General features: G+C 74.6%; 23 protein-coding genes. 13 read left to right on the plus strand and 10 right to left on the minus strand.

Annotated features, from left to right (window positions below; all coding sequences use genetic code 11):
* Nucleotides 1-2 precede the first annotated feature (2 nt).
* Entirely contained in the window at nt 3-992 is a 990-nt protein-coding gene (locus ABD981_RS31135; protein ID WP_046909553.1) for an ADP-ribosylglycohydrolase family protein, read from the plus strand.
* Here ABD981_RS31135 and ABD981_RS31140 read toward each other — a convergent pair.
* Genes ABD981_RS31140 through ABD981_RS31150 form a run of 3 tightly spaced genes read right to left on the minus strand, consistent with a single transcriptional unit; the run spans nt 989 to nt 2,495 of the window.
* Nucleotides 989-1,666, minus strand: a complete 678-nt coding sequence (locus ABD981_RS31140) for a nucleotidyltransferase domain-containing protein (RefSeq protein ID WP_046909519.1) — start codon at nt 1,664-1,666, stop codon at nt 989-991. The genes ABD981_RS31135 and ABD981_RS31140 overlap by 4 nt on opposite strands.
* Nucleotides 1,667-1,676: 10 nt before the next feature.
* Nucleotides 1,677-2,114, minus strand: a complete 438-nt coding sequence (locus ABD981_RS31145) for a Rieske (2Fe-2S) protein (RefSeq protein WP_046909518.1) — start codon at nt 2,112-2,114, stop codon at nt 1,677-1,679.
* 45 nt (nt 2,115-2,159) lie between these two features.
* Complete coding sequence (locus ABD981_RS31150) at nt 2,160-2,495, minus strand: DUF952 domain-containing protein (RefSeq protein WP_046909517.1); 336 nt, start codon at nt 2,493-2,495, stop codon at nt 2,160-2,162.
* 98 nt (nt 2,496-2,593) lie between these two features.
* On the opposite strand from ABD981_RS31150, the gene ABD981_RS31155 reads away from it, so the two are divergent.
* The 6 genes from ABD981_RS31155 (at nt 2,594) to der (ending at nt 7,560) form a co-directional block, all read left to right on the plus strand.
* A complete protein-coding gene (locus tag ABD981_RS31155) occupies nt 2,594-3,037 on the plus strand; it encodes a YidB family protein (RefSeq protein ID WP_046909516.1) in 444 nt (147 codons plus the stop codon).
* 89 nt (nt 3,038-3,126) lie between these two features.
* Nucleotides 3,127-3,489: a chorismate mutase gene (aroH, locus tag ABD981_RS31160; RefSeq protein ID WP_046909515.1), complete on the plus strand. Its 363-nt coding sequence runs from the start codon at nt 3,127-3,129 to the stop codon at nt 3,487-3,489.
* Nucleotides 3,486-4,574 carry a prephenate dehydrogenase gene (locus tag ABD981_RS31165; protein ID WP_046909514.1) on the plus strand — a complete coding sequence of 363 codons (1,089 nt, stop codon included), beginning with the start codon at nt 3,486-3,488 and terminating at the stop codon, nt 4,572-4,574. Before aroH ends, ABD981_RS31165 begins: the two co-directional genes overlap by 4 nt.
* A 133-nt stretch (nt 4,575-4,707) precedes the next feature.
* Nucleotides 4,708-5,382 carry a (d)CMP kinase gene (cmk, locus tag ABD981_RS31170; RefSeq protein ID WP_123954741.1) on the plus strand — a complete coding sequence of 225 codons (675 nt, stop codon included), beginning with the start codon at nt 4,708-4,710 and terminating at the stop codon, nt 5,380-5,382.
* A 53-nt stretch (nt 5,383-5,435) separates the two neighbouring features.
* Nucleotides 5,436-6,023 (plus strand): lysophospholipid acyltransferase family protein, encoded by a 588-nt coding sequence (locus ABD981_RS31175; protein ID WP_123954750.1) that lies wholly within the window; start codon nt 5,436-5,438, stop codon nt 6,021-6,023.
* Between the two features lie 70 nt (nt 6,024-6,093).
* Entirely contained in the window at nt 6,094-7,560 is a 1,467-nt protein-coding gene (gene der / locus ABD981_RS31180; protein ID WP_046909512.1) for a ribosome biogenesis GTPase Der, read from the plus strand.
* 90 nt (nt 7,561-7,650) lie between these two features.
* On the opposite strand, the gene ABD981_RS31185 is transcribed toward der, so the two are convergent.
* Nucleotides 7,651-7,884 (minus strand): hypothetical protein, encoded by a 234-nt coding sequence (locus ABD981_RS31185; RefSeq protein ID WP_240495327.1) that lies wholly within the window; start codon nt 7,882-7,884, stop codon nt 7,651-7,653.
* Nucleotides 7,885-8,060: 176 nt separating this feature from the next.
* On the minus strand, nt 8,061-8,843 hold the full coding sequence (locus tag ABD981_RS31190) for a hypothetical protein (protein WP_046909511.1): 783 nt from the start codon (nt 8,841-8,843) through the stop codon (nt 8,061-8,063).
* A gap of 194 nt (nt 8,844-9,037) precedes the next feature.
* Between ABD981_RS31190 and ABD981_RS31195 the strand changes: the two genes are divergently transcribed.
* Complete coding sequence (locus ABD981_RS31195) at nt 9,038-9,565, plus strand: LysM peptidoglycan-binding domain-containing protein (RefSeq protein WP_123954740.1); 528 nt, start codon at nt 9,038-9,040, stop codon at nt 9,563-9,565.
* A 53-nt stretch (nt 9,566-9,618) separates the two neighbouring features.
* On the opposite strand, the gene ABD981_RS31200 is transcribed toward ABD981_RS31195, so the two are convergent.
* From ABD981_RS31200 to ABD981_RS31210, 3 genes are read right to left on the minus strand one after another with little or no spacing between them, the layout of a single operon-like run.
* A complete protein-coding gene (locus ABD981_RS31200; RefSeq protein WP_046909510.1) occupies nt 9,619-10,287 on the minus strand; it encodes an ATP-binding cassette domain-containing protein in 669 nt (222 codons plus the stop codon).
* Complete coding sequence (locus ABD981_RS31205) at nt 10,284-13,115, minus strand: ABC transporter permease subunit (protein WP_046909509.1); 2,832 nt, start codon at nt 13,113-13,115, stop codon at nt 10,284-10,286. The genes ABD981_RS31200 and ABD981_RS31205 overlap by 4 nt, the downstream gene beginning before the upstream one ends.
* A complete protein-coding gene (locus ABD981_RS31210) occupies nt 13,103-13,507 on the minus strand; it encodes a hypothetical protein (RefSeq protein WP_046909508.1) in 405 nt (134 codons plus the stop codon). Before ABD981_RS31210 ends, ABD981_RS31205 begins: the two co-directional genes overlap by 13 nt.
* 108 nt (nt 13,508-13,615) lie before the next feature.
* Here ABD981_RS31210 and ABD981_RS31215 point away from each other — a divergent pair, with 108 nt between their 5' ends.
* The 4 genes from ABD981_RS31215 (at nt 13,616) to ABD981_RS31230 (ending at nt 17,864) form a co-directional block, all read left to right on the plus strand.
* Nucleotides 13,616-14,134 (plus strand): MTB12 C-terminal domain-containing protein, encoded by a 519-nt coding sequence (locus ABD981_RS31215; RefSeq protein ID WP_046909549.1) that lies wholly within the window; start codon nt 13,616-13,618, stop codon nt 14,132-14,134.
* Nucleotides 14,112-15,416: an ABC transporter substrate-binding protein gene (locus ABD981_RS31220; RefSeq protein ID WP_046909507.1), complete on the plus strand. Its 1,305-nt coding sequence runs from the start codon at nt 14,112-14,114 to the stop codon at nt 15,414-15,416. Before ABD981_RS31215 ends, ABD981_RS31220 begins: the two co-directional genes overlap by 23 nt.
* A gap of 69 nt (nt 15,417-15,485) precedes the next feature.
* Nucleotides 15,486-16,769, plus strand: a complete 1,284-nt coding sequence (locus ABD981_RS31225; protein ID WP_046909506.1) for a glycosyltransferase — start codon at nt 15,486-15,488, stop codon at nt 16,767-16,769.
* 108 nt (nt 16,770-16,877) lie between these two features.
* Nucleotides 16,878-17,864 carry a helix-turn-helix transcriptional regulator gene (locus ABD981_RS31230; protein ID WP_046909505.1) on the plus strand — a complete coding sequence of 329 codons (987 nt, stop codon included), beginning with the start codon at nt 16,878-16,880 and terminating at the stop codon, nt 17,862-17,864.
* Here ABD981_RS31230 and ctaD read toward each other — a convergent pair.
* Nucleotides 17,803-19,515: an aa3-type cytochrome oxidase subunit I gene (ctaD, locus tag ABD981_RS31235; RefSeq protein WP_046909504.1), complete on the minus strand. Its 1,713-nt coding sequence runs from the start codon at nt 19,513-19,515 to the stop codon at nt 17,803-17,805. The genes ABD981_RS31230 and ctaD overlap by 62 nt on opposite strands.
* Before the next feature lie 285 nt (nt 19,516-19,800).
* Here ctaD and ABD981_RS31240 point away from each other — a divergent pair, with 285 nt between their 5' ends.
* Complete coding sequence (locus ABD981_RS31240; RefSeq protein ID WP_046909503.1) at nt 19,801-19,992, plus strand: I78 family peptidase inhibitor; 192 nt, start codon at nt 19,801-19,803, stop codon at nt 19,990-19,992.
* Nucleotides 19,993-20,078: 86 nt separating this feature from the next.
* On the opposite strand, the gene ABD981_RS31245 is transcribed toward ABD981_RS31240, so the two are convergent.
* Nucleotides 20,079-21,083 (minus strand): phosphatase PAP2 family protein, encoded by a 1,005-nt coding sequence (locus ABD981_RS31245; RefSeq protein WP_046909502.1) that lies wholly within the window; start codon nt 21,081-21,083, stop codon nt 20,079-20,081.
* Nucleotides 21,084-21,210 lie beyond the last annotated feature (127 nt).

Raw genomic sequence — 21,210 nt, forward strand, 5'->3', positions numbered from 1 at the left:
CGATGCTCGGGCTGGCGCTGGGGGACGCGCTGGGCCGCCGCACGGAGTTCAGCGACGTCCCGATGATCCTCAGGTGGTACGGCCCCTGGCGGGAGCTGGCGCTCCCCGAGGACGCGAAGATCACCGACGACACCCAGATGACCCTCTCCGTGGCGCGGGCACTGCGCGCCTGCCAGGAGCGCGGGGTCGCCGGGCCGGAGCGGTTCGCCGACCTGCTCCGCGAAGAGTTCGTCGACTGGTACCGCTCTCCCGAGAACAACCGGGCGCCAGGCCGCACCTGCCTGAGCGCGTGCGCCCTCCTCATGACCGGCCGTCCCTGGGCGGACGCCAGCCAGATCGGTTCGAAGGGCTGCGGCGCCAACATGCGGGTCGCGCCCCTCGGGCTGCTCGGCGTGTACGACGACTTCGCCGCCGGCGCCGCCCAGCTCCAGTCCGCCCTCACCCACGGCCACCCCACCGCCCTCGCCGCCTCCGACCTGACGGCGCAGGCCGTGCACCTGCTCGCGCGGGGCGTGGAGCCCGCCGGGCTCGTCGGCCGGCTGCGCTCCTACGCGTACGAGAACCGCTCCCGGTACGACGAGCGCTGGCTCGGCGACCTGTGGACCCGCTCGCAGGACCCCTCGGCGCGCCACTTCATCGAGCGCGGCTGGGACGAGTGCCTGGCCGTGCTGGAACGCCTCGACGCCGTGCAGCGCACCGCCGACCCGGAGCTCGACCCCTGCACGTACACGGGCGACGGCTGGATCGCCGAGGAGGCCCTGGCCACCGGCCTGCTGTGCTTCCTGCTCTTCCCCGAGGAGCCGCTCACCGCGCTCCGCCGGGCCGCCTGCACCCGCGGCGACTCCGACTCGATCGCCTGCCTCACCGGCGCCTTCGCGGGCGCCCACCTCGGCGCGGACGCCTGGCCCCGGGAGTGGGTCGAGCGGATCGAGCACCGGGACGAGCTGCTGGCCCTCGGGGCGGCCTGGGACGCCGCCGGGAGCGGCGCCTAGAGCGCCGACAGGCGGGCCCGGACCAGGAAGTCCTCGACCCGGGCGTGGTCCGGGGCCGCGGGCAGCGGGCTCGTGTCCTGGGCCCGGTCGGCCTCGTCCTGGAGCCGGGCCATCCAGCGCTCGCACTCCTCCCAGGACACCTCGCCCCGCTTCACCGCGAGCAGCCGCTCGCGCTCCTCGCCCACGTCGACGCGGAGCTCGCCGCTGCGCAGCAGGTCCCGGCAGCTGGTCAGCAGCCGCAGCAGGTGCATGGCGTGCTTCCAGCGCGGCGCGCCGTACTGCCGGACGTCGGCCTCCAGCTTGCGGCCCTGGCCCGACGCGTAGCGGACGAAGGTGGTGTGCGCCTGACGGGACAGGAACGCCCCGCGCAGCGCGAGCAGTTCGCCGCCGAGGGGGGTGACGTGCTCGACGACGGGGGAGTGCAGGCACTCCAGGATGTTCGGGTTGCTGCGCAGGGCGAGCTCGCAGAAGCGTTCCAGCTCCCAGCTGAACTGCTCCTCGGCCGGGCCGTCCACGTGGGCCGGCGGCTTGTCGAAGCGCCAGAAGAGGGGGGTCGGGGCCAGGTAGACGCCCCGGCGGTCGGTGTCGCTGTCCTCGGTCGCCAGACCGAACGCGCGCGACCCCATGACGCAGGAGTAGATCGTGTGGTCGCGGACCAGCTCTTCGGGAGTCATGCGCGCCAGGCTAGGCCAGCGTGATGGTGCCCGCCGACACATTAATGCGCTCCTCCGGGAGCGGGCGGGGCGCCGGTCCCGCGGCCACCGTGCCGTCGGCGACGCGGTACTTCGAGCCGTGGCACGGGCAGTCGATGGTGCCGTCGGCGACCTTGTCCACGAGGCAGCCCTGGTGGGTGCAGACCGCGGAGAAGGCCTTGAACTCGCCCGCCACCGGCTGGGTGACGACGACCTTCTCGTCCTTGAAGACGGTGCCGCCGCCGACCGGGATGTCGGAGGTCCGGGCGAGCACCGCCGGCGAGGGCGCGGCACCCGGCGGCGTGCCCCCCGTGCCGCCGGTGCCTACCGTGCCGCCGGAGTCGTCGGAGCCGCCCCCGCAGCCGGAGACGAGGACGACGGCTCCTCCGGCGAGGAGCGCCGTACGGCGGGGCAGGGCGTCAGCAGTCATGCCGCCCAGCTTGGCCGCGCGCCCCGCGCCGGCGCCGCGACACGCCTACGCCCAGGGCGTCAGCTCCCTCGCACGGCCGTCGGGATCCCGCCGCACCTCCAGGAGCGCCGTCACCGCCGCCCGCTCGATCGGTCCGTACACGTGCGGGAAGAGCTGGTCCTCCGAGCCCTCCCAGCGGACCTCGCCGGAGAGCCGGGACTCGTCGATCACCAGGACCAGGAGCGGTCCCGCCGCGGTCCGGTAGTGGGCGTCGGCGATGGCCAGGGCGGCGGTCTCGTCCGGAGAGCAGTGGACGAAGCCCTCGGCGGCCAGGGACGGCGGGGCGTAGGGGAGACCGGGGTCGGCGGACCATTCGTCCAGGGGTACGACGTGCAGCAGCATGCCGACAGTTGTACCGCGCCGAGCCCCTACCCCGGGTGGCGGAACATACCGGTCTGGGTGAGATTGGCCGTGTTCCCCATCGAACGAAAGGCACGCTCATGGCGGGAAACGATCTCGGCAGTCTGCTCGGCGGTCTCCTCGGAGGCGGCGGCCAGGGCGCCGGCGGCGGAGGCGCGGGCAACATCCTCGGCGCCCTCCTCGGGGCGCTCGGCGGAGGCTCGGGCGCCGGCGGAGGCGCCGGCGGCGGATCCAACCCGCTCGGCGGCCTCCTGGAGATGCTGACCAGGTCGGGCCTCGCCGACCAGGCCCAGTCCTGGATCGGCACCGGCCAGAACCAGCCCGTCAGCGGCGCCCAGATCGCCGAGGCCCTCCCCGACGAGGCCCTCCAGAAGGCCGCGGCCCAGGCCGGGGTGAGCCCCGAGGAGGCCGCCGACCAGATCGCCCAGGCCCTGCCGCAGGCCGTCGACAAGCTGACGCCCGGCGGCGGCCTGCCCCAGGCCGGCACCTCCCTGGAGGACCTGATCCGGCAGCAGAACCTCTGATCCCCGTCTCGAAGCGCGGGCGCCGCGACGGTGCTCCGGGCGGCTGACTAGGCTGGCCGGAGCACCGACGCGGGCGAAGGGGTGACGAGGTGGCGGTACGAGCGGTCCGAGGCGCCGTCCAGCTGGACCTGGACGAGGCCGGACACATGCACGAGCGGGTCGAGGAGCTGCTCGCCGCCGTGCTCGAACGCAACGGGCTGACCGCCGACGACCTCATCAGCATCTGGTTCACGGCCACGCCCGACCTGCACAGCGACTTCCCCGCCGCCGCGGCCCGCCGCGTCGGCATCGTGGACGTCCCCCTGATCTGCGCCCAGGAGCTCGACATCGAGGGCGCGATGCCGAGGGTCGTACGGCTCCTCGCGCACGTCGAGTCGGATCTGCCCAAGTCCCGGATCGCGCACGTCTACCTCGGTGCCGCGGCCGCCCTGCGCAAGGACATCGCCCAGTGAGAACCGCGCTCGTCATCGGAACCGGCCTGATCGGCACCTCGGCGGCGCTCGCCCTGGCCGGCCGCGGCATCCGCGTCCACCTGCGTGACCACGACCCCTCCCGGGCCCGTACCGCCGCCGCGCTCGGCGCGGGCACGGAAGAGGCGCCCGAGGGTCCGGTGGACCTCGTCGTCGTCGCCGTACCCCCCGCGCACGTCGCCGGCACCCTCGCCGAGGCCATGCGGGCCGGGCTCGGGCGCGGCTACATCGACGTGGCCAGCGTCAAGGGCGGCCCCAAGCGGGAGCTGGAGGAGCTGGGCCTCGACCTCACCCCGTACATAGGTACGCACCCGATGTCCGGCAAGGAGCGCTCCGGACCGCTCGCCGCGACCGCCGACCTCTTCGAGGGCCGCCCCTGGGTGCTGACCCCCGGCCGGGACACCGACACCGAGGTCCTCAACCTCGCCCTGGAACTCGTCGCGCTCTGCCGGGCCGTCCCCGTCGTCATGGACGCCGACGCCCACGACCGCGCCGTCGCGCTCGTCTCGCACACCCCGCAGCTGGTCTCGTCGATGGTCGCGGCCCGGCTGGAACAGGCCGACGAGACCGCGGTGCGGCTCTGCGGCCAGGGCATCCGCGACGTCACCCGGATCGCCGCCTCCGACCCGCGCATGTGGGTCGAGATCCTCTCCGCCAACCCGGGACCCGTCGCCGACGTCCTCGCGGGCGTGGCCGCCGACCTGGACGAGACGGTACGGGCGCTGCGCTCCCTGGAGTCCGGCGACGACGCCAAGCGCCGGGCCGGCGCCTCCGGCGTGGAGGACGTGCTGCGCCGCGGCAACGCCGGCCGCGCCCGCGTCCCCGGCAAGCACGGCGCCGCCCCCACCGCGTACGAGACGGTCGTCGTCCTCATCAGCGACCAGCCCGGCGAGCTGGCCCGGATCTTCGCCGACGCCGGCCGCGCGGGCGTCAACGTCGAGGACGTCCGCATCGAGCACGCCACCGGCCAGCAGGCGGGCCTGGTCCAGCTGATGGTCGAGCCCTCGGCGGCCCCCGCCCTGGCGGAGGCGCTGCGGGAGCGGGGCTGGGCGCTGCGGACCGGCTGAGCCGGGGTCCCGGGGCCCCGGCAAGGGGTCCGGGGGCCGCTGGGCCGAACGGGGGCGGGGGACTCGGTAACCTTGTGGGGGTCCCCGCACGTCCGCCGGGGGCTCCCGCTCACCCAGGAAGGCGTTCCCCACCGTGGAAACCGTGATCGTCGCCATCGACGGCCCCTCCGGCACGGGCAAGTCGAGCACCTCGAAGGCGGTGGCCGCCAAGCTGGGGCTGAGCTACCTCGACACCGGCGCCCAGTACCGGGCCATCACCTGGTGGATGATCAGCAACGGCGTCGACGTCCAGGACGCCGAGGCCGTGGCCAACGCCGCCACGAAGCCCGTGATCGTCTCCGGCACCGACCCGGCCCGCCCCACCATCACCGTGGACGGCGTCGACGCGGCCGGCCCCATCCGCACCGAGGAGGTCACCTCCAAGGTCAGCGCCGTCAGCGCCGTCCCCGAGGTGCGGGCCCTGATCACGGAGCTCCAGCGGTCCATCGCCAAGGGCGCCGAGCACGGCATCGTCGTCGAGGGCCGGGACATCGGCACCACCGTCCTGCCCGACGCCGACCTCAAGATCTTCCTCACCGCCTCCCCCGAGGCCCGCGCCGCCCGCCGCTCCGGCGAGGTCAAGGGCGCCGACGTGCACGCCACCAAGGAAGCCCTGATCAAGCGGGACGCGGCCGACTCCAGCCGCAAGACCTCCCCGCTGGCCAAGGCCGGCGACGCCGTCGAGGTCGACACCACCGAGCTCACCCTCGACCAGGTCATCGAGTGCGTCGTCACCCTGGTGGACGAGAAGAGGGCGGCCGCCAAGTGACCCAGCCCTCCGAGAAGGGCGCCGCCGTCGGCCGGGGCATCGGCATCGGGCTGATGTACGGTCTCTGGAAGCCGCGCGTCCTCGGCGCCTGGCGGGTCCCGGCCTCGGGTCCCGTCATCCTCGCCGTCAACCACGCGCACAACCTCGACGGCCCCATGCTCATGGGCACCGCCCCGCGGCCCGTGCACTTCCTCATCAAGAAGGAGGCGTTCGTCGGACCGCTGGGCAGCTTCCTCGAAGGCATCGGCCAGCTGAAGGTCGACCGGGACAGCACGGACCGCGCCGCCATCGGCAACGCCCTCGCCGTCCTGGAGCACGGCGGCGTCCTCGGGATCTTCCCCGAGGGCACCCGCGGCGAGGGCGACTTCGCCTCGCTGCGCTCCGGACTCGCCTACTTCGCCGTCCGCAGCGGCGCCCCGATCGTCCCGGTCGCCGTCCTCGGCAGCACCGAGCGGCCCGGCCGGCTGGTCAAGGCGCTGCCCCGGTTCCGCCACCCGGTGGACGTCGTCTTCGGAGACGCCTTCGAGGCGGGCGACGGCAGCGGACGGCGCACCCGCAAGGCGCTCGACGAGGCGACCCACCGGATCCAGGGACGTCTCACCGACCACCTGAAAAACGCCAGGCGCCTCACCGGGCGCTGAGCGACACTCTCAGTAGTGGGCCCCGCGGCCCGGGGACCCACCGACCACGAATGATCAAGGAACGGACTTCATGAACGACCAGCACGACCACGGGGCACTTGGCGACGCCGAGTACGCGGAGTTCATGGAGCTCGCCGCGGAAGAGGGCTTCGACGTCGAGGACGTCGAGGGCGCGATCGAGGAGGCCGGGCACGGCCCGCTCCCCGTCCTCGCCGTCGTCGGCCGTCCCAATGTCGGCAAGTCGACCCTGGTGAACCGGATCATCGGCCGCCGCGAGGCAGTCGTCGAGGACAAGCCGGGCGTCACCCGCGACCGCGTCACCTACGAGGCCGAGTGGGCCGGCCGCCGCTTCAAGGTCGTCGACACCGGCGGCTGGGAGCAGGACGTCCTCGGCATCGACGCCTCCGTCGCCGCCCAGGCCGAGTACGCCATCGAGGCCGCCGACGCCTGCCTCTTCGTCGTCGACGCCACGGTCGGCGCCACCGACACCGACGAGGCCGTCGTCAAGCTGCTGCGCCGCGCCGGCAAGCCGGTCGTCCTCGCCGCCAACAAGGTGGACGGCCAGTCCGGCGAGGCCGACGCCACCGCCCTGTGGTCGCTCGGCCTCGGCGAGCCGTACCCGGTCTCCTCGCTGCACGGCCGCGGCACCGGTGACCTCCTCGACGCCGTCCTGGAGGCCCTGCCCGACGCCCCCGAGCAGCGCTTCGGCACCGCCCTCGGCGGCCCGCGCCGCATCGCCCTGATCGGCCGCCCGAACGTCGGCAAGTCCTCCCTGCTCAACAAGGTCGCCAACGAGGACCGGGTCGTCGTCAACGAGCTCGCGGGCACCACCCGCGACCCGGTCGACGAGCTCATCGAGCTCGGCGGCAAGACCTGGAAGTTCGTCGACACGGCCGGCATCCGCAAGAAGGTGCACCTCCAGGAGGGCGCGGACTACTACGCCTCCCTGCGCACCGCGGCCGCCGTCGAGAAGGCCGAGGTGGCCGTCATCCTCATCGACACCACCGACACCATCTCCGTCCAGGACCAGCGCATCATCACGATGGCGGTCGAGTCGGGCCGCGCCATCGTCATCGCCTACAACAAGTGGGACGAGCTCGACGAGGAGCGCCGCTACTACCTCGAGCGCGAGATCGAGACCGAGATGCAGCAGGTCTCCTGGGCGCCCCGGGTCAACGTCTCCGCCAAGACCGGCCGTCACATGGACAAGCTGGTCCCGGCCATCGAGACCGCCCTCGCAGGCTGGGAGACCCGCGTCCCCACCGGTCGGCTGAACGCCTTCCTGGGCGAGATCGTCGCGGCCCACCCGCACCCGATCCGCGGCGGCAAGCAGCCCCGCATCCTCTTCGGCACGCAGGCCGGCACCAAGCCGCCGCGGTTCGTGCTCTTCGCCTCCGGCTTCCTGGAGGCCGGCTACCGCCGCTTCGTCGAGCGCCGGCTGCGCGAGGAGTTCGGCTTCGAGGGCACCCCGATCCACATCTCGGTGCGGGTGCGCGAGAAGCGCGGCAAGAACGCCAAGAACTCGAAGAAGCAGTAGCACCCGGGCGCGGACACCCGCGCACGGAACGTACGGCGGAGGGCCGGGGCGGATCGATCCGCCCCGGCCCTCCGCCGTACGTGCGCGTCCCTACAGGCTGGTCCGGGGCCCCGGTGGCAGCGCGTACGCCGACCAGCCCGCGTGCCGCTGCCCGTGGCCGTGTCCCTGGCCGTGCGTCCCCGCCCCGAAGGACCGGAAGCTCAGCTCCTCCTCGCCGCTGCGGTCGCCCGGCAGCGTGCGGAACGACCGCCGGTACTCGGAGTACAGGGCGTCGTAGATCGGCGTCGCCGAAGGTCCCGCCGACACGTCCTGGGCCGGGCGCATGGACGGGATCGGACTCGGATACTGCTGGCGGAAAGGGTCGTATGGGTGCACGTAGGTGCCAACGACCCCGCCGTCCGCGAGATGCGGGCGGCCCTCGGAAAGAGGAGCCCGACGCGGGCGAGGCACGGTCGGGACGCCCGGCACGCGCGCCGGCCCTATGCCCGGCCGGTCCTCCATCACGTACCGGCCAGCGGCATGGCGGCGGCCACCAGACGCCCGTTGGCCGCGGCCTTCTCCAGGGCGTCCCGGAGCAGGTCCTCGCGCGGCTGCTGGCCGATCGAGCCGACCGGGGCGGCGAAGACCAGCACCGTGTGCGACTTGTTGGCCGCGGCCCGCCAGCCCTCGGTGACCTGGAGCGGCTGGTGCGCCTGCCACCAGGCGACCTGCCCGTTGCCGCCCGTGCCCGGCTGCAGCACGGAGTGCAGCTGGCCCATGGCGACCAGGACGGACCAGCCCGGCAGCGGGGCCGGCTTCCGGTTCATGTCCACGACCTGCTGGAAGCCCTGCTCCGCCAGCAGCGGCAGGAACTCGTCGGTCAGCCCCTCCGAGCCCGGGCGGGCGACCGGGGCGGTCGGCTCCACCACGAGCGCCGGGTGCAGCTCGCCGTCGATCAGCACCAGACCGCTGGTGACGCCGAGCACCGCCTGCTCCGGGTGGGCCACGGCCAGCGAGTCGGCCGCGTCCGCCGCCGCGATGGAGGCCACCGCGCCCTGGAGCTGCGCCTCCTCGACCCGGACGACCTGGGACGGGATGCAGCTGGCGTGGGCGAAGGCGAGGACGGCGGTCTCGTCGCCGACGAACAGCACCGTGCTGGTGCGCTCCTGCTCGGAATCGCCCGGCGTGCGGCAGGAGGTGCAGTCGTAGCTGCCCGGGGCGTTGTCGCCGGCGAGCAGCCGGTCGGCTTCTTCGTCGCCGATCTCGGCGCGTACGTCCTCGCTGACGTCGAGCATGCGCGGCACGGGGGGCTCCCTGGACTCGGTGCGTGCGACGGCCGGGCGGTTCCCGGGCGTCTCATGCCGACTTCAACGGGCAAGGCTCGGCCGGGGTCACGCGTGGGCGCCCGGCAACTTGTGTGACGCCGACCGGGTGGCATGTGAACGGCGTTCCGCGCGGCACGGGCCGGGCGGCCGCGGCGCCTGCCTAGCCTGCGCCGATGTCGAAGATCCGATATGCGACGGCCGGTGCCGTCGGTGCCGCCCTAGTCGTCGCGCTCCTCGCCCCGGGCGCGGTCGCCGAAGCGGCCGCGGCCCCCTCGCCGGTCGAGGCCTGCGTGAAGGACCAGTGGCCGTGGGGCTGCGTCGCCGAGTGCGAGAGCGGTGGGCGGTGGGCGGCGAACACCGGCAACGGCTTCTACGGCGGGCTCCAGTTCTGGCCCCCCACCTGGCGCGAGTTCGGCGGGCTCACGTACGCCCCGCGCGCCGACCTCGCGACCCGCGCGCAGCAGATCGCCGTCGCCGAGGACGTCCTGCGCACCCAGGGCTGGGGCGCGTGGCCGGTCTGCTCGAAGCGGTACGGGCTGAGCGGCCGCGCGCACGTCGTCCAGGCCGGGGACACGCTCAGCACGATCGCCCGTCGGTTCTCCGTGAAGGGCGGCTGGGAGGCGCTGTACGCGGCGAACCGCGCGGCGATCGGACCGGACCCGAACCGGCTGATGGTCGGCACGCTGCTGCGGCTGCCCTGAGGCGGTGGCCCGACCGGCGGGCCGCGAGCCCGGCGCGATCGACGAGACGCCCCTCACGGCGCGTCCGTGGACAGGACCTCCCCGGCCGACGCGAGGGAGCCGCGGCGCAGCTCGTACGCCACCGAGCCCGGCGGCAGCCCCGGCGGGAGCCGCTGCTCGGCCAGGACGACGGCGGCGCCGCCCGCTCCGCCCGGGCGGGCGAGGGCGGCGAGCAGCCCGTACGTGCGCTCGGCCACCGGCGCCGACAGGCCCAGCGACGGCTCGTCCACCAGCACCACGCGGGCGTCGGAGAGCAGGGCCCGGGTGAGCGCGAGCATCCGGCGCTCGCCGCCGGACAGGGTCCCGGCGCGGTGGGTGAGCAGCGGCGCCAGTTCGGGGTAGGCGGCGAGCGCCTCGTCCCGGCGGCCGGGCGCCGCGAGGTCCAGGTTCTCGGCGACGGTGAGGGTCGCGTACACCGCCCGCAGATCCGGTACGAAGCACAGGCCGCGGCGGGCGCGTTCATGGGCCGGCAGCCGGGTCACGTCGGTGCCCCGCCATTCCACCCGCCCCGCCGCGAGCGGCACCGTCCCGGCGAGGGCGCGCAGCGCGGAGCTGCGGCCCGCGCCGTTGCGTCCCAGCAGCACGGTGACGGTGCCTGCGGGCAGCGCCAGGTCGAGGCCGTGCAGGGCCTCCAGGGGGCCGTAGCGGACCCGGGCGGCGCGCAGGGCGATCTCGACGCTCATGACACGATCCGGCCGCCTTCCATGGTGTGGACGGTACGGGCGAGGCCGGCGACGAGGTCCGGGTCGTGCTCGACGACCAGCACGGTCAGGCCGTCGGCGGCGAGGGCGGCGAGGATCCGGGCCAGGGCCGCCGTCTCGTCTGCGTCCAGGCCGGCCGCCGGCTCGTCGAGCAGCAGCGTGTGCGGGCGGCCCGCCAGGGCCCGGGCCAGCTCGACCCGGCGCAGCGTCCCGGTCGGCAGCCCCGCGGCCGCCCGGTGCCGCACCGGCCCCGCGAGCCCGACCAGGCGCAGGGCCTGCTCGACGGCCCCTGCGGCGGCCCGGCCGCCCTGCTCCGCGCCGACCCCGACGTTCTCCTCCACGGTGAGGGACGGGAACACGGCGAGCTGCTGGAAGGTCCGGCCGATGCCCAGCCGGGCACGGGCGTGGGCGGGGCGGGCGGTGATGTCGGCCCGGCCGAGGGCGATCCGGCCGGAGGTGGGGCGCAGGGTCCCCGCGAGGCAGTCGAACAGGGTGCTCTTGCCCGCGCCGTTGGGGCCGACGAGGGCGGTGATCTGGGCGGGGCGGAGGGTGAGGGTGACGGTGTGGAGGGCGGTGAGGCCGCCGGGGTAGGTGAGGGTGAGGCGGTGGGCGTGGAGGGGGCCGGTGGGGGGTGCGGGGCGTCTTCCCGCTGGGGGTGCGGTCGCCTGGGCGGCGGGCGGCCGTCCCGGAGGGGGCGCGGTCGCGTGGGCGGGCGCGGGCCGGTGGGGGTGCGCCCGGCCTCCGGACGGGCGGGGGTCCTCGCCCGCACCACCCGTGCGGTGGGCGGGCAGAGGTGAGGGTCTCCCCGTGGCGGGTGTCGCGCCGTCGGCGGCAGCGGGCCGGTGGGGGGAGGGCGGTGGCGCTTCGGGACGGGCCGGCCGGGGCGGGTTCGGCACCGGCGGCGCGCTCGCCGGGCCCGGCGAGTCCGGGGCGTGCCGCAAGTCCGTGCCGTGCCGCAAGTCCGTGCCGTGCCGCGGGCCCGTGGTGCCCAGCGGGCCCGTGTCGCGCCGCAAGTCCGCCGCTTCCGGCCCGCCTGCCCCGGTCCGCCGCTCCCCTCCTCGGCCCAGGCCGCTCAGGAGGGGCGGGATCCTGCCCGTCAGGGCGGCCAGGACGCCGATCGCCGCCGCCGCCACGCCCGCGTGGGTGCCGGAGTCCAGGCCGACGAGGAGGGCGGCGGCCAGGACGGGGGTGAGGAGGGTGTCGGCGCCCAGGACCAGGACGGCGGCGAACCACAGGAGGCCGCGCACCGGGTCGTACGCCTCGGGGTCGAAGGCGCGCCGGCCCATGCTCAGCAGGCCGCCGCCCAGGGCCGCCAGTGCCGCGCCCAGGACGAAGGCGAGGAGCTTGAGTCCGGCGACGCGGACGCCCGCCGCCTCCGCGCCGGGCTCGTGGTCGCGCAGGGCGGCCAGCGCGCGGCCCGTGCGGCCCCGGCGCAGCGCCGCCACCAGGAGCAGGCAGGCGGCCAGCACCAGGAGCTCCAGCACGTAGTACGCGCGGTCGTCGGCGAAGCCGGCGGGGCGGGCGAGGGAGCTCAGGCCCGCCGTGGCGTACGGCTGCGCGAAGACGAAGCGGCTGACCGCCACGCCCACCGCCAGCGTGGCGAGGGCCAGCGCGAGGCCGTGCCGGCGGATCGCGGGCCAGCCGGTCAGCAGGCCCAGCGGGGCCACGCACAGCACGGCCGTCCCCAGCGCCACCAGCTCCGGCAGGCCGGCCGCGGCCAGCAGGGCGGTGAAGAGGGCGCCCAGGCCCGCGTACGCCGTCTGGCCCAGTGCGATCTGGCCGGCCCGCCCGGAGACGACCACGAGGGAGAGCAGCACCGTCGCCAGCGCCGGCACCTGGACCGCCGTGGTCAGGTCGGTGCCGCCGAAGCCCAGCGGCAGGAGCAGCAGGACGCCCGCGGTCAGCCACAGGCCCGGCGGGGTGCGGCCCGCGGTCGTCGCCGGCGGCAGCGTGTCCCCGCCGCCCACCCCGGGCAGCACCAGCGCCGCCACCAGGAGCGCCACCACGAAGAGGTTCGCCCCGACCGCCTGGACGAGCGGGCCCGCCCAGCCCTCCGGGTGCAGCCGGGTGAGCTGGGCCTGGGCCACGCCCAGCGCGAGCCCGGTCAGCACCGCCACCGGCAGGCTCCGCATCCGGGCCACCACCGCGACCGCGATCGCCTCGACCACCAGCAGCGGCATCCCGTACGGGTCCAGCCGCACGTACGGCACGAGGAGCACCCCGGTGAGGCCCGCCGTGAACGCGCCGAAGGCCCAGCCCGCCGCCGACACCCGGTCCGCGGCGATGCCGGAGACCCTCGCGAGCGGCCGGTTGTCCACGACCGCCCGCAGCTCCCGGCCGAACCGGGTCCACCGCGTCACCGCCCCGACCAGGCAGGCGAGCGCCACCACCGCCGCGAGCTGGGCCCACGGGTCGTCGCCGAGCAGCACCGGCGCGTCCGCGCGGGCGCCGGTGCCCCAGACCAGCGCCGCCACGCCGACGAGCAGGACGAACACGCCGATCGAGGCCACCAGGGTCTGGGCCGGGCCCGCGCCGGCCAGGGCGAGCGGGCGGAACACCAGCCGGTCCAGGACGAGCCCGAGGCCCGGCGCCACCAGAAGGAGGGTGAACAGGGCGCCGAGCGGCAGCGGCCAGTGCCATTCCACGACCAGCTGCCGCAGCACGTAGGCGCAGACCATCGCGATCGCGCCGTGGGCCAGGTTCAGCACGCCGGTCGCCCGGTGGGTGACGATCAGACCGATGCCGGTGAGCGCCGCCGCGCTGCCCACCGCCAGGCCGGCGAGCGTCAGCTCGTACGTCAGCGAGGCCATGGCTCGCACACCGGGCAGGGGTCCAGCTCCGCGTCCCCCACCGGCACCGCCTCCGGCCGCGCCGCCACCAGCGGGCAGTCCGGCCGGTGCGCGAGCGTCCCGCCGGGCACGCGGAGCGGGGGGCCGACGGAGGAGGGCGGGGGAGCGGAGGCGGGGGCCGGCCGCGGTGCGCGCGGGCGGTCCGGGGCGGTGGCCCGGGCGCCCGCCGCCAGCAGGACCGCTCCCGCGACGATCAGCGCCGCGCCCGGCACCGTGCACGAGGCCAGGTACGGCAGCTGCCGTTCCGCGAAACGTTCGCCCGAGATCCCGTACCAGCCGAGCGCGCAGAGCACCGCGCCCCCGGCGGCCGCCGCGAGTCCGCCCCACAGCAGGATCCGGGATGTCGACGGCACGGGACCCTCCCTCGCCGATCTGTCTGGTTTCTTGCACTATGCCCCGAATCGGCACACCCTGGAATCATCAGGCCGCCCGGCCTGCACGGACATCCGGTGGTGAGCCAGATGGTTCTGCGAAGCCGACGACGCCTACGACCCCGTCGACGCGCCGCCGTGCTCGCCGCCGCCGCGACGCTGCTGCTGGCCCCGGCACTCGTGAGCTGCTCGGACGACGGCGGCTCCGGCTCCGGCCAGAGCGGCACCACCGCGCCCGCCTCGGCGAGCGGACCCGCCGACCCGGTCGCCGCCAAGGCGGAGATCACCAGGAACTGGACCGCCTTCTTCGACCCGAAGACCCCGCTGAACGAGAGGATCGAGCTCCTGGAGAACGGCGACAAGATGGCCCCCGTGATCGGCGCCTTCGCCGCGGACAAGACCGCGGGTCTGGCCTCCGCCAAGGTCACGGGCGTCACGTTCACCTCGCCCTCCGGCGCCGAGGTGACCTATGACCTCCTCGTCGGCGGCGACACCGCCCTCCCCGACGCCAAGGGCACCTCCGTCCTGCAGAACGACACCTGGAAGGTCTCCGTGAAGACCCTCTGCGGCCTGGTCCAGCTCAGCGGTGCGCAGGTTCCCGGCTGCTGAGGCGGCACCGTCGCCGCGCGTCGCCGTGGCGGCCCTGATCGCCCTGCTCGTGCTCCTGCTCGCGGGCTGCGGCAGCCGGCTCCCGGAGCGCGCCTTCGAGACGCGGCCCACCGCCCACCCCTCCGGCGGTGAGCCGCTCCGCGTCGGCATCATCACCAGCGCCACCAGCCCGGTCGGCGGCGGTGCCTTCACCGGCCCGCGCGACGGGGCCCGCGCCTACTTCGACGCACTCAACGCCCGCGGCGGCATCGACGGCCGCAAGGTCGAGGTCCTCACCTGCGACGACGGCGGCAGCGGCGTCGGCAACAACGCCTGCGTGCACGAGCTGGTCGACGAGCGGAAGGTGTTCGCGCTGGTCGCCACCACCGCCCTGGACTACGCGGGCGCCCCGCTGGTCTCCCGGGCCGGCGTCCCCGACATCGGCGGCCAGCCGCTGACCCCGGCCTACGACACCTATCCGCACCTGTACGGGATCTACGGCAGCTCCGCCCCGCGCACCGGCCGCGCGCCCGGCTGGAACGGGGTGCTCTACGGCGGCACCGAGGTCTACCGCTGGTTCCGGGAACACCTGGGCGCCCGCACCGCCGCCGTCGTCTCCTACAACCAGGCCGCCTCCGCCTCGTACGCCCGGCTGGTCTCCGACGGGCTGCGCGCCGAGGGCTACCGGGTCGTCGACGAGCAGGTCGACTTCGCGCTGCCCAACTTCCGCGCCGTGGCGGCCGATCTGCGGGCCCAGCACGCCGACCTCGTCCTCGACGCCCTCGACACCCACGGCAACGCCCGGCTGTGCGAGGCGATGGAGTCGCTCGGCGTCCGCGTCACCGCCAAGGTCACCAACGTGCAGAACTGGTCCTCCTCGGTGCCCCGCGACTACGCGGCCGCGCCCGGCTGCCGGTCGGCGCTCTACGTGACCGGGTCCAGCCGCAACCACGACGACGCGGGGCGGCCGGCGGTGCGGGAGTTCCGGGCGGCGATGGGCGACCGGCCGCTCTCCCAGTGGCAGCTGGAGGGCTGGGCCGCGGCGATGTGGTTCACCGACGCGGCGACGTCCTGCGGCGCGCGCCTCTCCCGGGCGTGCGTCGAGGAGTTCGTCAACCGGCCGGAGCCGTACACCGCGCGGGGGCTGCTGCTGCCGGTCCGCTTCGAGCACCTCGCCGAACCGCCGAAGACCCGCTCCACCTGCCTGTCCGTGGCCCGTTGGCGGGACGGCCGGGGCTGGGTGTCGCAGGGGGACATGGACACCGACTGCGCGACCGTGCCCCAACTGCCGTACAGGCCGTGAACGGTGTCCGCGCGGGCGCAGTACAGTCGCCCCGACCACGCACTTGACCGGGGGGAACCGGTAGGCGTCATGCGCATCTCTTTCCTGCTCCACAACGGCTATCACATCGGCGGCACGATCCGGACCACGTTCACGCTCGCCGCGCAGCTGGCGACGCGTCACGAGGTGGAGATCGTCTCGGTGTTCCGCCACCGCGACGACCCGATCCTCGGCCTCCCGGCCGGAGTGACCCTGCGTCACCTCGTCGACCTGCGGAAGGACGGCCCGGGCTACGACGGCGGGCACCCCGACTTCCGGCGCCCCGCCCGGGTCTTCCCGCGCGGCGACGGGCGCTGGAGGCAGTACAGCGCGCTCACCGACGCCCGGATCGGCGCCCACCTGGCCTCGGTCGCCGCGGACGTGGTGGTCGCCACCCGCCCCGGCCTCAACGTGCAGCTGGCCCGGCAGGCCCCGCGCGGGCCGGTCCTGATCGGCCAGGAGCACCTGATCCTCGACGGGCACAGCTACCGGCTGCGCCGCGACATCGCCCACGAGTACGCGCTCCTGGACGCCGTCACCACCGTCACCGAGGCCGACGCCCGTGCCTACCGGGCGCTCGGCCTGCCCGGCGTCCGCGTCGACGCCGTGCCCAACAGCGTGCCCGCGCCGGGCGTGCCGCCGGCCGACCCCGCCGCGAAGGTCGTCGTCGCGGCCGGCCGGCTCACCCCGGTCAAGCGGTACGACCTGCTGATCGACGCCTTCGCCGAGGTGGCCGCCGCCCGCCCCGACTGGAAGCTGCGGATCTACGGCACCGGCGACGCCTCCGACAACCTGAAGCGGACGCTGGCCCGGCAGATCGAGCGGCGCGAGCTCGGCGCGCACGTCTTCCTCATGGGCACCGCCCACCCGATGGAGCCCGAGTGGGCCAAGGGCTCGCTCGCCGCGGTCACCTCCCGGCGCGAGTCCTTCGGCATGACCATCGTCGAGGCGATGCGCTGCGGCCTCCCGGTCGTCTCCACCGACTGCCCGCACGGACCCGGCGAGATCATCGAGGACGGCGTCGACGGCCGGCTCGTCCCCGTCGACGACACCGCCGCGGTCGGCGCGGCCCTGCTCGCCCTCATCAACGACGACGAGGGCCGGGCCCGCGCGGCGAAGGCGGCGCTCGCCGCGTCCGAGCGCTTCGACCCGGTGCCGATCGCCGCCCGCCACGAGGCGATCTGGACCGAGCTCGCCGCCGAGGCCGCCGTCCGTCCCCGGACCCGGAGCCACCCGCGCGGCCGCGCCGCCGTCCACCGCGCGGTCGGCGCGCTCCTCGACACCGGCTACGCGGCGAAGGCCGCGGCCGGCCGGCTGGTCCGCCGCCTGCGCTGAGGCGCGGCGTCGCCCACGGCCGGCCCGGCCGCCCCCGGCTCACCGGGCCTCCGGATCCGGCCGGATCGAGGACCGTAACCGTCCGCGAGGGCTGGCAGACTCGCCCGCATGTTGGAGACCTCCGCACGACTGCTGCGTCTGCTCTCGCTGCTCCAGGCCCATCGCGAGTGGTCCGGGGCCGACCTCGCCGCGCGGCTCGGGGTGACCTCGCGGACCGTGCGCCGTGACGTCGACCGGCTGCGCGAGCTCGGCTACCCGGTCAACGCCACACCCGGCACCGGTGGCGGCTACCAGCTCGGGGCGGGGGCCGAGCTGCCGCCGCTGCTGCTCGACGACGAGGAGGCGGTCGCCGTCGCCGTCGGGCTGCGCGCCGCCGCGGGGCAGGGCGTCGAGGGCATCGGCGAGAGCTCCGTACGGGCCCTCGCCAAGCTGGAACAGGTGCTGCCCGGGCGGCTTCGGCGCCGGGTGAGCGCCCTGAACGCCTTCACCGTGCCGATGCTGCGCACCCCGCGGGACACGATCGACCCGGCGGTGCTCACCGAGCTCGCGCACGCCTGCCGGGACGCCGAACTGCTGCGCTTCGCCTACCGGGACCACAACGGCGCCGCCACCCGCAGGACCGTCGAGCCGCACCGCCTGGTGTGCAGCGAGCGCCGCTGGTACCTGGTGGCCTGGGACGTCGACCGCGGCGACTGGCGCACCTTCCGGGCCGACCGGATCGAGCCCAAGCCGCCGCACGGCCCCCGCTTCCCGCCCCGCGAGCCGCCCGCCGAGGACCTGGCCGCCTATGTGTCCAAGGGCGTGTCCACGACGGCGTACGCGACGGAGGCCACGGTCCGGCTGCACGTGCCGCTCGCCGAGGCCGCCGCGGTGGTCGGCCCGATGGACGGCGTGCTGACGGCGGACGGGGACGCCGCCTGCCTGCTGCGCACCGGCGCCCACAGCCTGGAGGTGATGGTCGTCCACGTGTCGATGATGGGGCTGGAGTTCGAGGTGGTCGACCCGCCGGAGCTGGCCGAACGGGTCCGCGCGCTCAGGGACCTGCTGTCCCGCGCCCTCGACCGGCCGGGCGGCGCTCCGGGGGAGGGCTCGTGAGCCGCATCCGCTCGTAGGCGGCGAACTCCGGGTGGCGCAGGTCGAAGGCGGGGGACTCGGAGCGGATCCGGGGCACCGAGGTGAAGTTGTGCCGGGGCGGCGGGCAGGAGGTCGCCCACTCCAGCGAGCGCCCGTAGCCCCACGGGTCGTCGACCTCGACCTTCTCCCCGTACCGCCAGGTGCGCCACACGTTGTAGAGGAAGGGCAGGGTGGAGGCGCCCAGCAGGAAGGCGCCGATGGTCGAGACCGTGTTGAGCGCGGTGAAGCCGTCCGCCTCCAGGTAGTCGGCGTACCGCCGGGGCATCCCCTCGGCGCCGAGCCAGTGCTGGACCAGGAAGGTCGTGTGGAAGCCGACGAAGAGGGTCCAGAAGTGCATCTTCCCGAGCCGTTCGTCGAGCATCCGCCCGGTGAACTTGGGCCACCAGAAGTAGAAGCCGGCGAAGGTCGCGAAGACGACGGTGCCGAAGACCGTGTAGTGGAAGTGGGCGACCACGAAGTACGAGTCGGTGACGGCGAAGTCCATCGGCGGCGAGGCGAGGATCACCCCGGTGAGCCCGCCGAACAGGAACGACACCAGGAAGCCGGTGGCCCAGAGCATCGGGGTCTCGAAGGAGAGCGAGCCGCCCAGCATGGTGCCGGTCCAGTTGAAGAACTTCACCCCGGTGGGCACCGCGATCAGGAAGGACAGCAGCGAGAAGAAGGGCAGCAGCACCGCCCCGGTCGCGAACATGTGGTGCGCCCACACCACCACCGACAGACCGGTGATGGCCATCGTGGCGGCGATGAGGGTGGTGTAGCCGAAGATGGGCTTGCGGGAGAAGACCGGGATGATCTCGCTGATGATGCCGAAGAACGGCAGGGCGATGATGTAGACCTCGGGGTGCCCGAAGAACCAGAAGAGGTGCTGCCACAGCAGCGCGCCGCCGTACTCCGGCTGGAAGACCACCGCGCCCAGCCGCCGGTCGGCCTCCAGGACGAGCAGGGCCGCGGCGAGCACCGGGAAGGCCATCAGCACCAGGATCGCGGTGAAGAGGACGTTCCAGGTGAAGATCGGCATCCGGAACATCGTCATCCCCGGCGCCCGCATCCCGATGACGGTCGCCAGGAAGTTCACCGAGGTGAGGATCGTGCCGAAGCCGGAGAGCGCGAGCCCCATGATCCACAGGTCGGGGCCCACGCCGGGCGAGCGCAGCAGGCCGTTCAGCGGGGCGTAGGCGGTCCACCCGAAGGCGGCCGGGCCGCCGGGGGTGAAGGCGGAGCCGAGCACCATCAGGCCGCCGAAGAGGAACAGCCAGTACGAGAACATGTTGAGCCGCGGGAAGGCGACGTCGGGGGCGCCGATCTGCAGCGGCACCAGCTCGTTGGCGAAGCCGGCGAAGGTGGGGGTCGCGAAGAGCAGCAGCATGATCGTGCCGTGCAGGGTGAAGGCCTGGTTGAACTCCAGGTTCGAGACCAGCTGGAGCCCGGGTCTGGCCAGCTCGGCCCGCATCACCATCGCGAGGGCCCCGGCGATCAGGAAGAAGACGAACGAGGTCGCCAGATACAGGTGACCGATCTTCTTGTGGTCGGTGGTGGTGATCCAGTCGATCAGGACCCGTCCGTGCCGCTGGCGTGCGGATTCGGCGGTTCCGACCGCGGTCTCGGTAGCCATCCCTGGATGATGCGCCGGGCCGGACGGGAAGCGGGGGAGGCGGACCGACGGGTCGTCCGGTCGGCGGACGGTGTGTGCGCGGTGCGCGGAAAACGTGAAAGCCGCGCATCTGGGCGGATGCCCGGGAATTCCGGCGGACGGCAGTCGTACCCGAATTCCGGGGAAGGGCCGATAAATACCGGAGAGGCGGCCGGAAACCGCCCGTGCGAACGGGCGGGTCCCTGTCAAACATATGTCGAGAACCTGTGACACAAGCGTGACCGGCAAGGGACTAACGTGAGCTGTATGACACCCGAACACGCACCCGAAACGTATGTGGGGCTCGCCGCCGACGATGCCGAGCGCATCGCCCGTCACCGGGGCTGGCGGGTCGTCCGCTCACTGCCGCCCGGCTCGATCGTGACCATGGAGTACCTGGCCGGGCGCATCAACTTCGAGGTCGAGGACGGGGTCGTCACGCGCGTCTGGCTCGGCTGACGGAGCCGCCGGGCCCGCGGGCCCGGGTGTGACGGAGGGGCCCCGGCCGTCCCGGCCGGGGCCCCTCCGTCATGCCGTGCGGCGGCTCAGCCGCCGGTGGCCGGCCGCGAGTGCGGCGGCCGGCGGCTGCCGGCCGGACCGACCGGGCTGCGCTCCGAGCGCACCGCGTGATGGGTGCGGGGCGGGGCGAGCGGCGGGGTCGGGAGCCCGGCCGCGCGGCCCGCGGCCGCCCGGCCGGAACCGGCGCCGACCTTCTCCCGGACCGGCTCCTCGGCGCCCGTGGGGCGCTGCGGGAAGAGTCCGGGCACCGGTCCGCCGGCCGCGACGGGCAGCGAGGGGACCAGGCGCCGACGGGCCCGCAGCTGCTCGCGCAGCCGGTCCCGCAGCCCCAGGATCCAGGCCTCGGCCACCGCGATCACCGGCTCGCACCAGGGCAGCGCGAGCAGGATGAGCAGGCCGGCGGCCCAGCCCAGCAGCACGTCGCTGAGCCAGTGGGTGCCGAGGTAGACGGTGGTCAGGCCGACCCCGAGGGCGACCACGGCCGAGAGGGCCGACAGATAGCGCCGGGCCCTCGGCGTGGTCGCCAGATAGGCCAGGATGCCCCAGGTCACGACCGCGTTCGCGGTGTGACCGGACGGGAATATATCCCCGCCGGCGAAGAGCTCGGCGGAGCCGACCTGCGTCGCGTAGTGGGGGCCGAGACGGCCGAGTCCGAGCTTGACCGCGCCGACGGTCACGTTGAGGAGGAGCAGCGCGGCGCCGAGGGAGAGCAGCGGTCGCAGCGTGTGCTGGCGCCAGGAGCGCCAGCCCAGCCAGGCCGCCACCATCACGGCCGTGGGGCCGCGCTGGCCGAGGACGACGTAGTAGTCGAGGAAGGCGTGCAGCTCCGGCCACTGCTGATAGGGCCGGAACAGCATGATCTTCCAGTCGAGGGTCACCAGCCAGGTCGACAGCAGTACGGCGACGACGATGGCCAGATAGAACGCCGACGTCCCGCCGAAGAGGGCGAGACGCGTGCGGGTCATCCGCGGGACCTCTATCTTCGGCGGTTCCGGCTCCCGGTCCAGCCGGGCAAAGATGTCGGTACGCACCCAATCGACGTTACAGGGAGTGAGTAGCGGCCTTGGTCGTTCCGGTGCCTTCGTGATGACGATGTGATGTGGAGTTGCTCTCAGCCGGGCGTTTGTTCCCGTCACCCGTCGGAAAATCGGATGACCT

Source organism: Streptomyces showdoensis (assembly GCF_039535475.1).
Taxonomy (GTDB): Bacteria; Actinomycetota; Actinomycetes; order Streptomycetales; family Streptomycetaceae; genus Streptomyces; species Streptomyces showdoensis.

Excerpts from the sequence above, each read along its gene's own strand:
- ABD981_RS31135 (WP_046909553.1), top strand. The coding sequence starts at position 3 with ATGCTCGGGCTGGCGCTGGGGGACGCGCTGGGCCGCCGCACGGAGTTC.
- ABD981_RS31140 (WP_046909519.1), bottom strand. The coding sequence starts at position 1,666 with ATGACTCCCGAAGAGCTGGTCCGCGACCACACGATCTACTCCTGCGTC.
- ABD981_RS31145 (WP_046909518.1), bottom strand. The coding sequence starts at position 2,114 with ATGACTGCTGACGCCCTGCCCCGCCGTACGGCGCTCCTCGCCGGAGGA.
- ABD981_RS31150 (WP_046909517.1), bottom strand. The coding sequence starts at position 2,495 with ATGCTGCTGCACGTCGTACCCCTGGACGAATGGTCCGCCGACCCCGGT.
- ABD981_RS31155 (WP_046909516.1), top strand. The coding sequence starts at position 2,594 with ATGGCGGGAAACGATCTCGGCAGTCTGCTCGGCGGTCTCCTCGGAGGC.
- ABD981_RS31175 (WP_123954750.1), top strand. The coding sequence starts at position 5,436 with ATGTACGGTCTCTGGAAGCCGCGCGTCCTCGGCGCCTGGCGGGTCCCG.
- der (WP_046909512.1), top strand. The coding sequence starts at position 6,094 with ATGAACGACCAGCACGACCACGGGGCACTTGGCGACGCCGAGTACGCG.
- ABD981_RS31185 (WP_240495327.1), bottom strand. The coding sequence starts at position 7,884 with ATGCGCCCGGCCCAGGACGTGTCGGCGGGACCTTCGGCGACGCCGATC.
- ABD981_RS31195 (WP_123954740.1), top strand. The coding sequence starts at position 9,038 with ATGTCGAAGATCCGATATGCGACGGCCGGTGCCGTCGGTGCCGCCCTA.
- ABD981_RS31200 (WP_046909510.1), bottom strand. The coding sequence starts at position 10,287 with ATGAGCGTCGAGATCGCCCTGCGCGCCGCCCGGGTCCGCTACGGCCCC.
- ABD981_RS31205 (WP_046909509.1), bottom strand. The coding sequence starts at position 13,115 with ATGGCCTCGCTGACGTACGAGCTGACGCTCGCCGGCCTGGCGGTGGGC.
- ABD981_RS31215 (WP_046909549.1), top strand. The coding sequence starts at position 13,616 with ATGGTTCTGCGAAGCCGACGACGCCTACGACCCCGTCGACGCGCCGCC.
- ABD981_RS31225 (WP_046909506.1), top strand. The coding sequence starts at position 15,486 with ATGCGCATCTCTTTCCTGCTCCACAACGGCTATCACATCGGCGGCACG.
- ABD981_RS31230 (WP_046909505.1), top strand. The coding sequence starts at position 16,878 with ATGTTGGAGACCTCCGCACGACTGCTGCGTCTGCTCTCGCTGCTCCAG.
- ctaD (WP_046909504.1), bottom strand. The coding sequence starts at position 19,515 with ATGGCTACCGAGACCGCGGTCGGAACCGCCGAATCCGCACGCCAGCGG.
- ABD981_RS31240 (WP_046909503.1), top strand. The coding sequence starts at position 19,801 with ATGACACCCGAACACGCACCCGAAACGTATGTGGGGCTCGCCGCCGAC.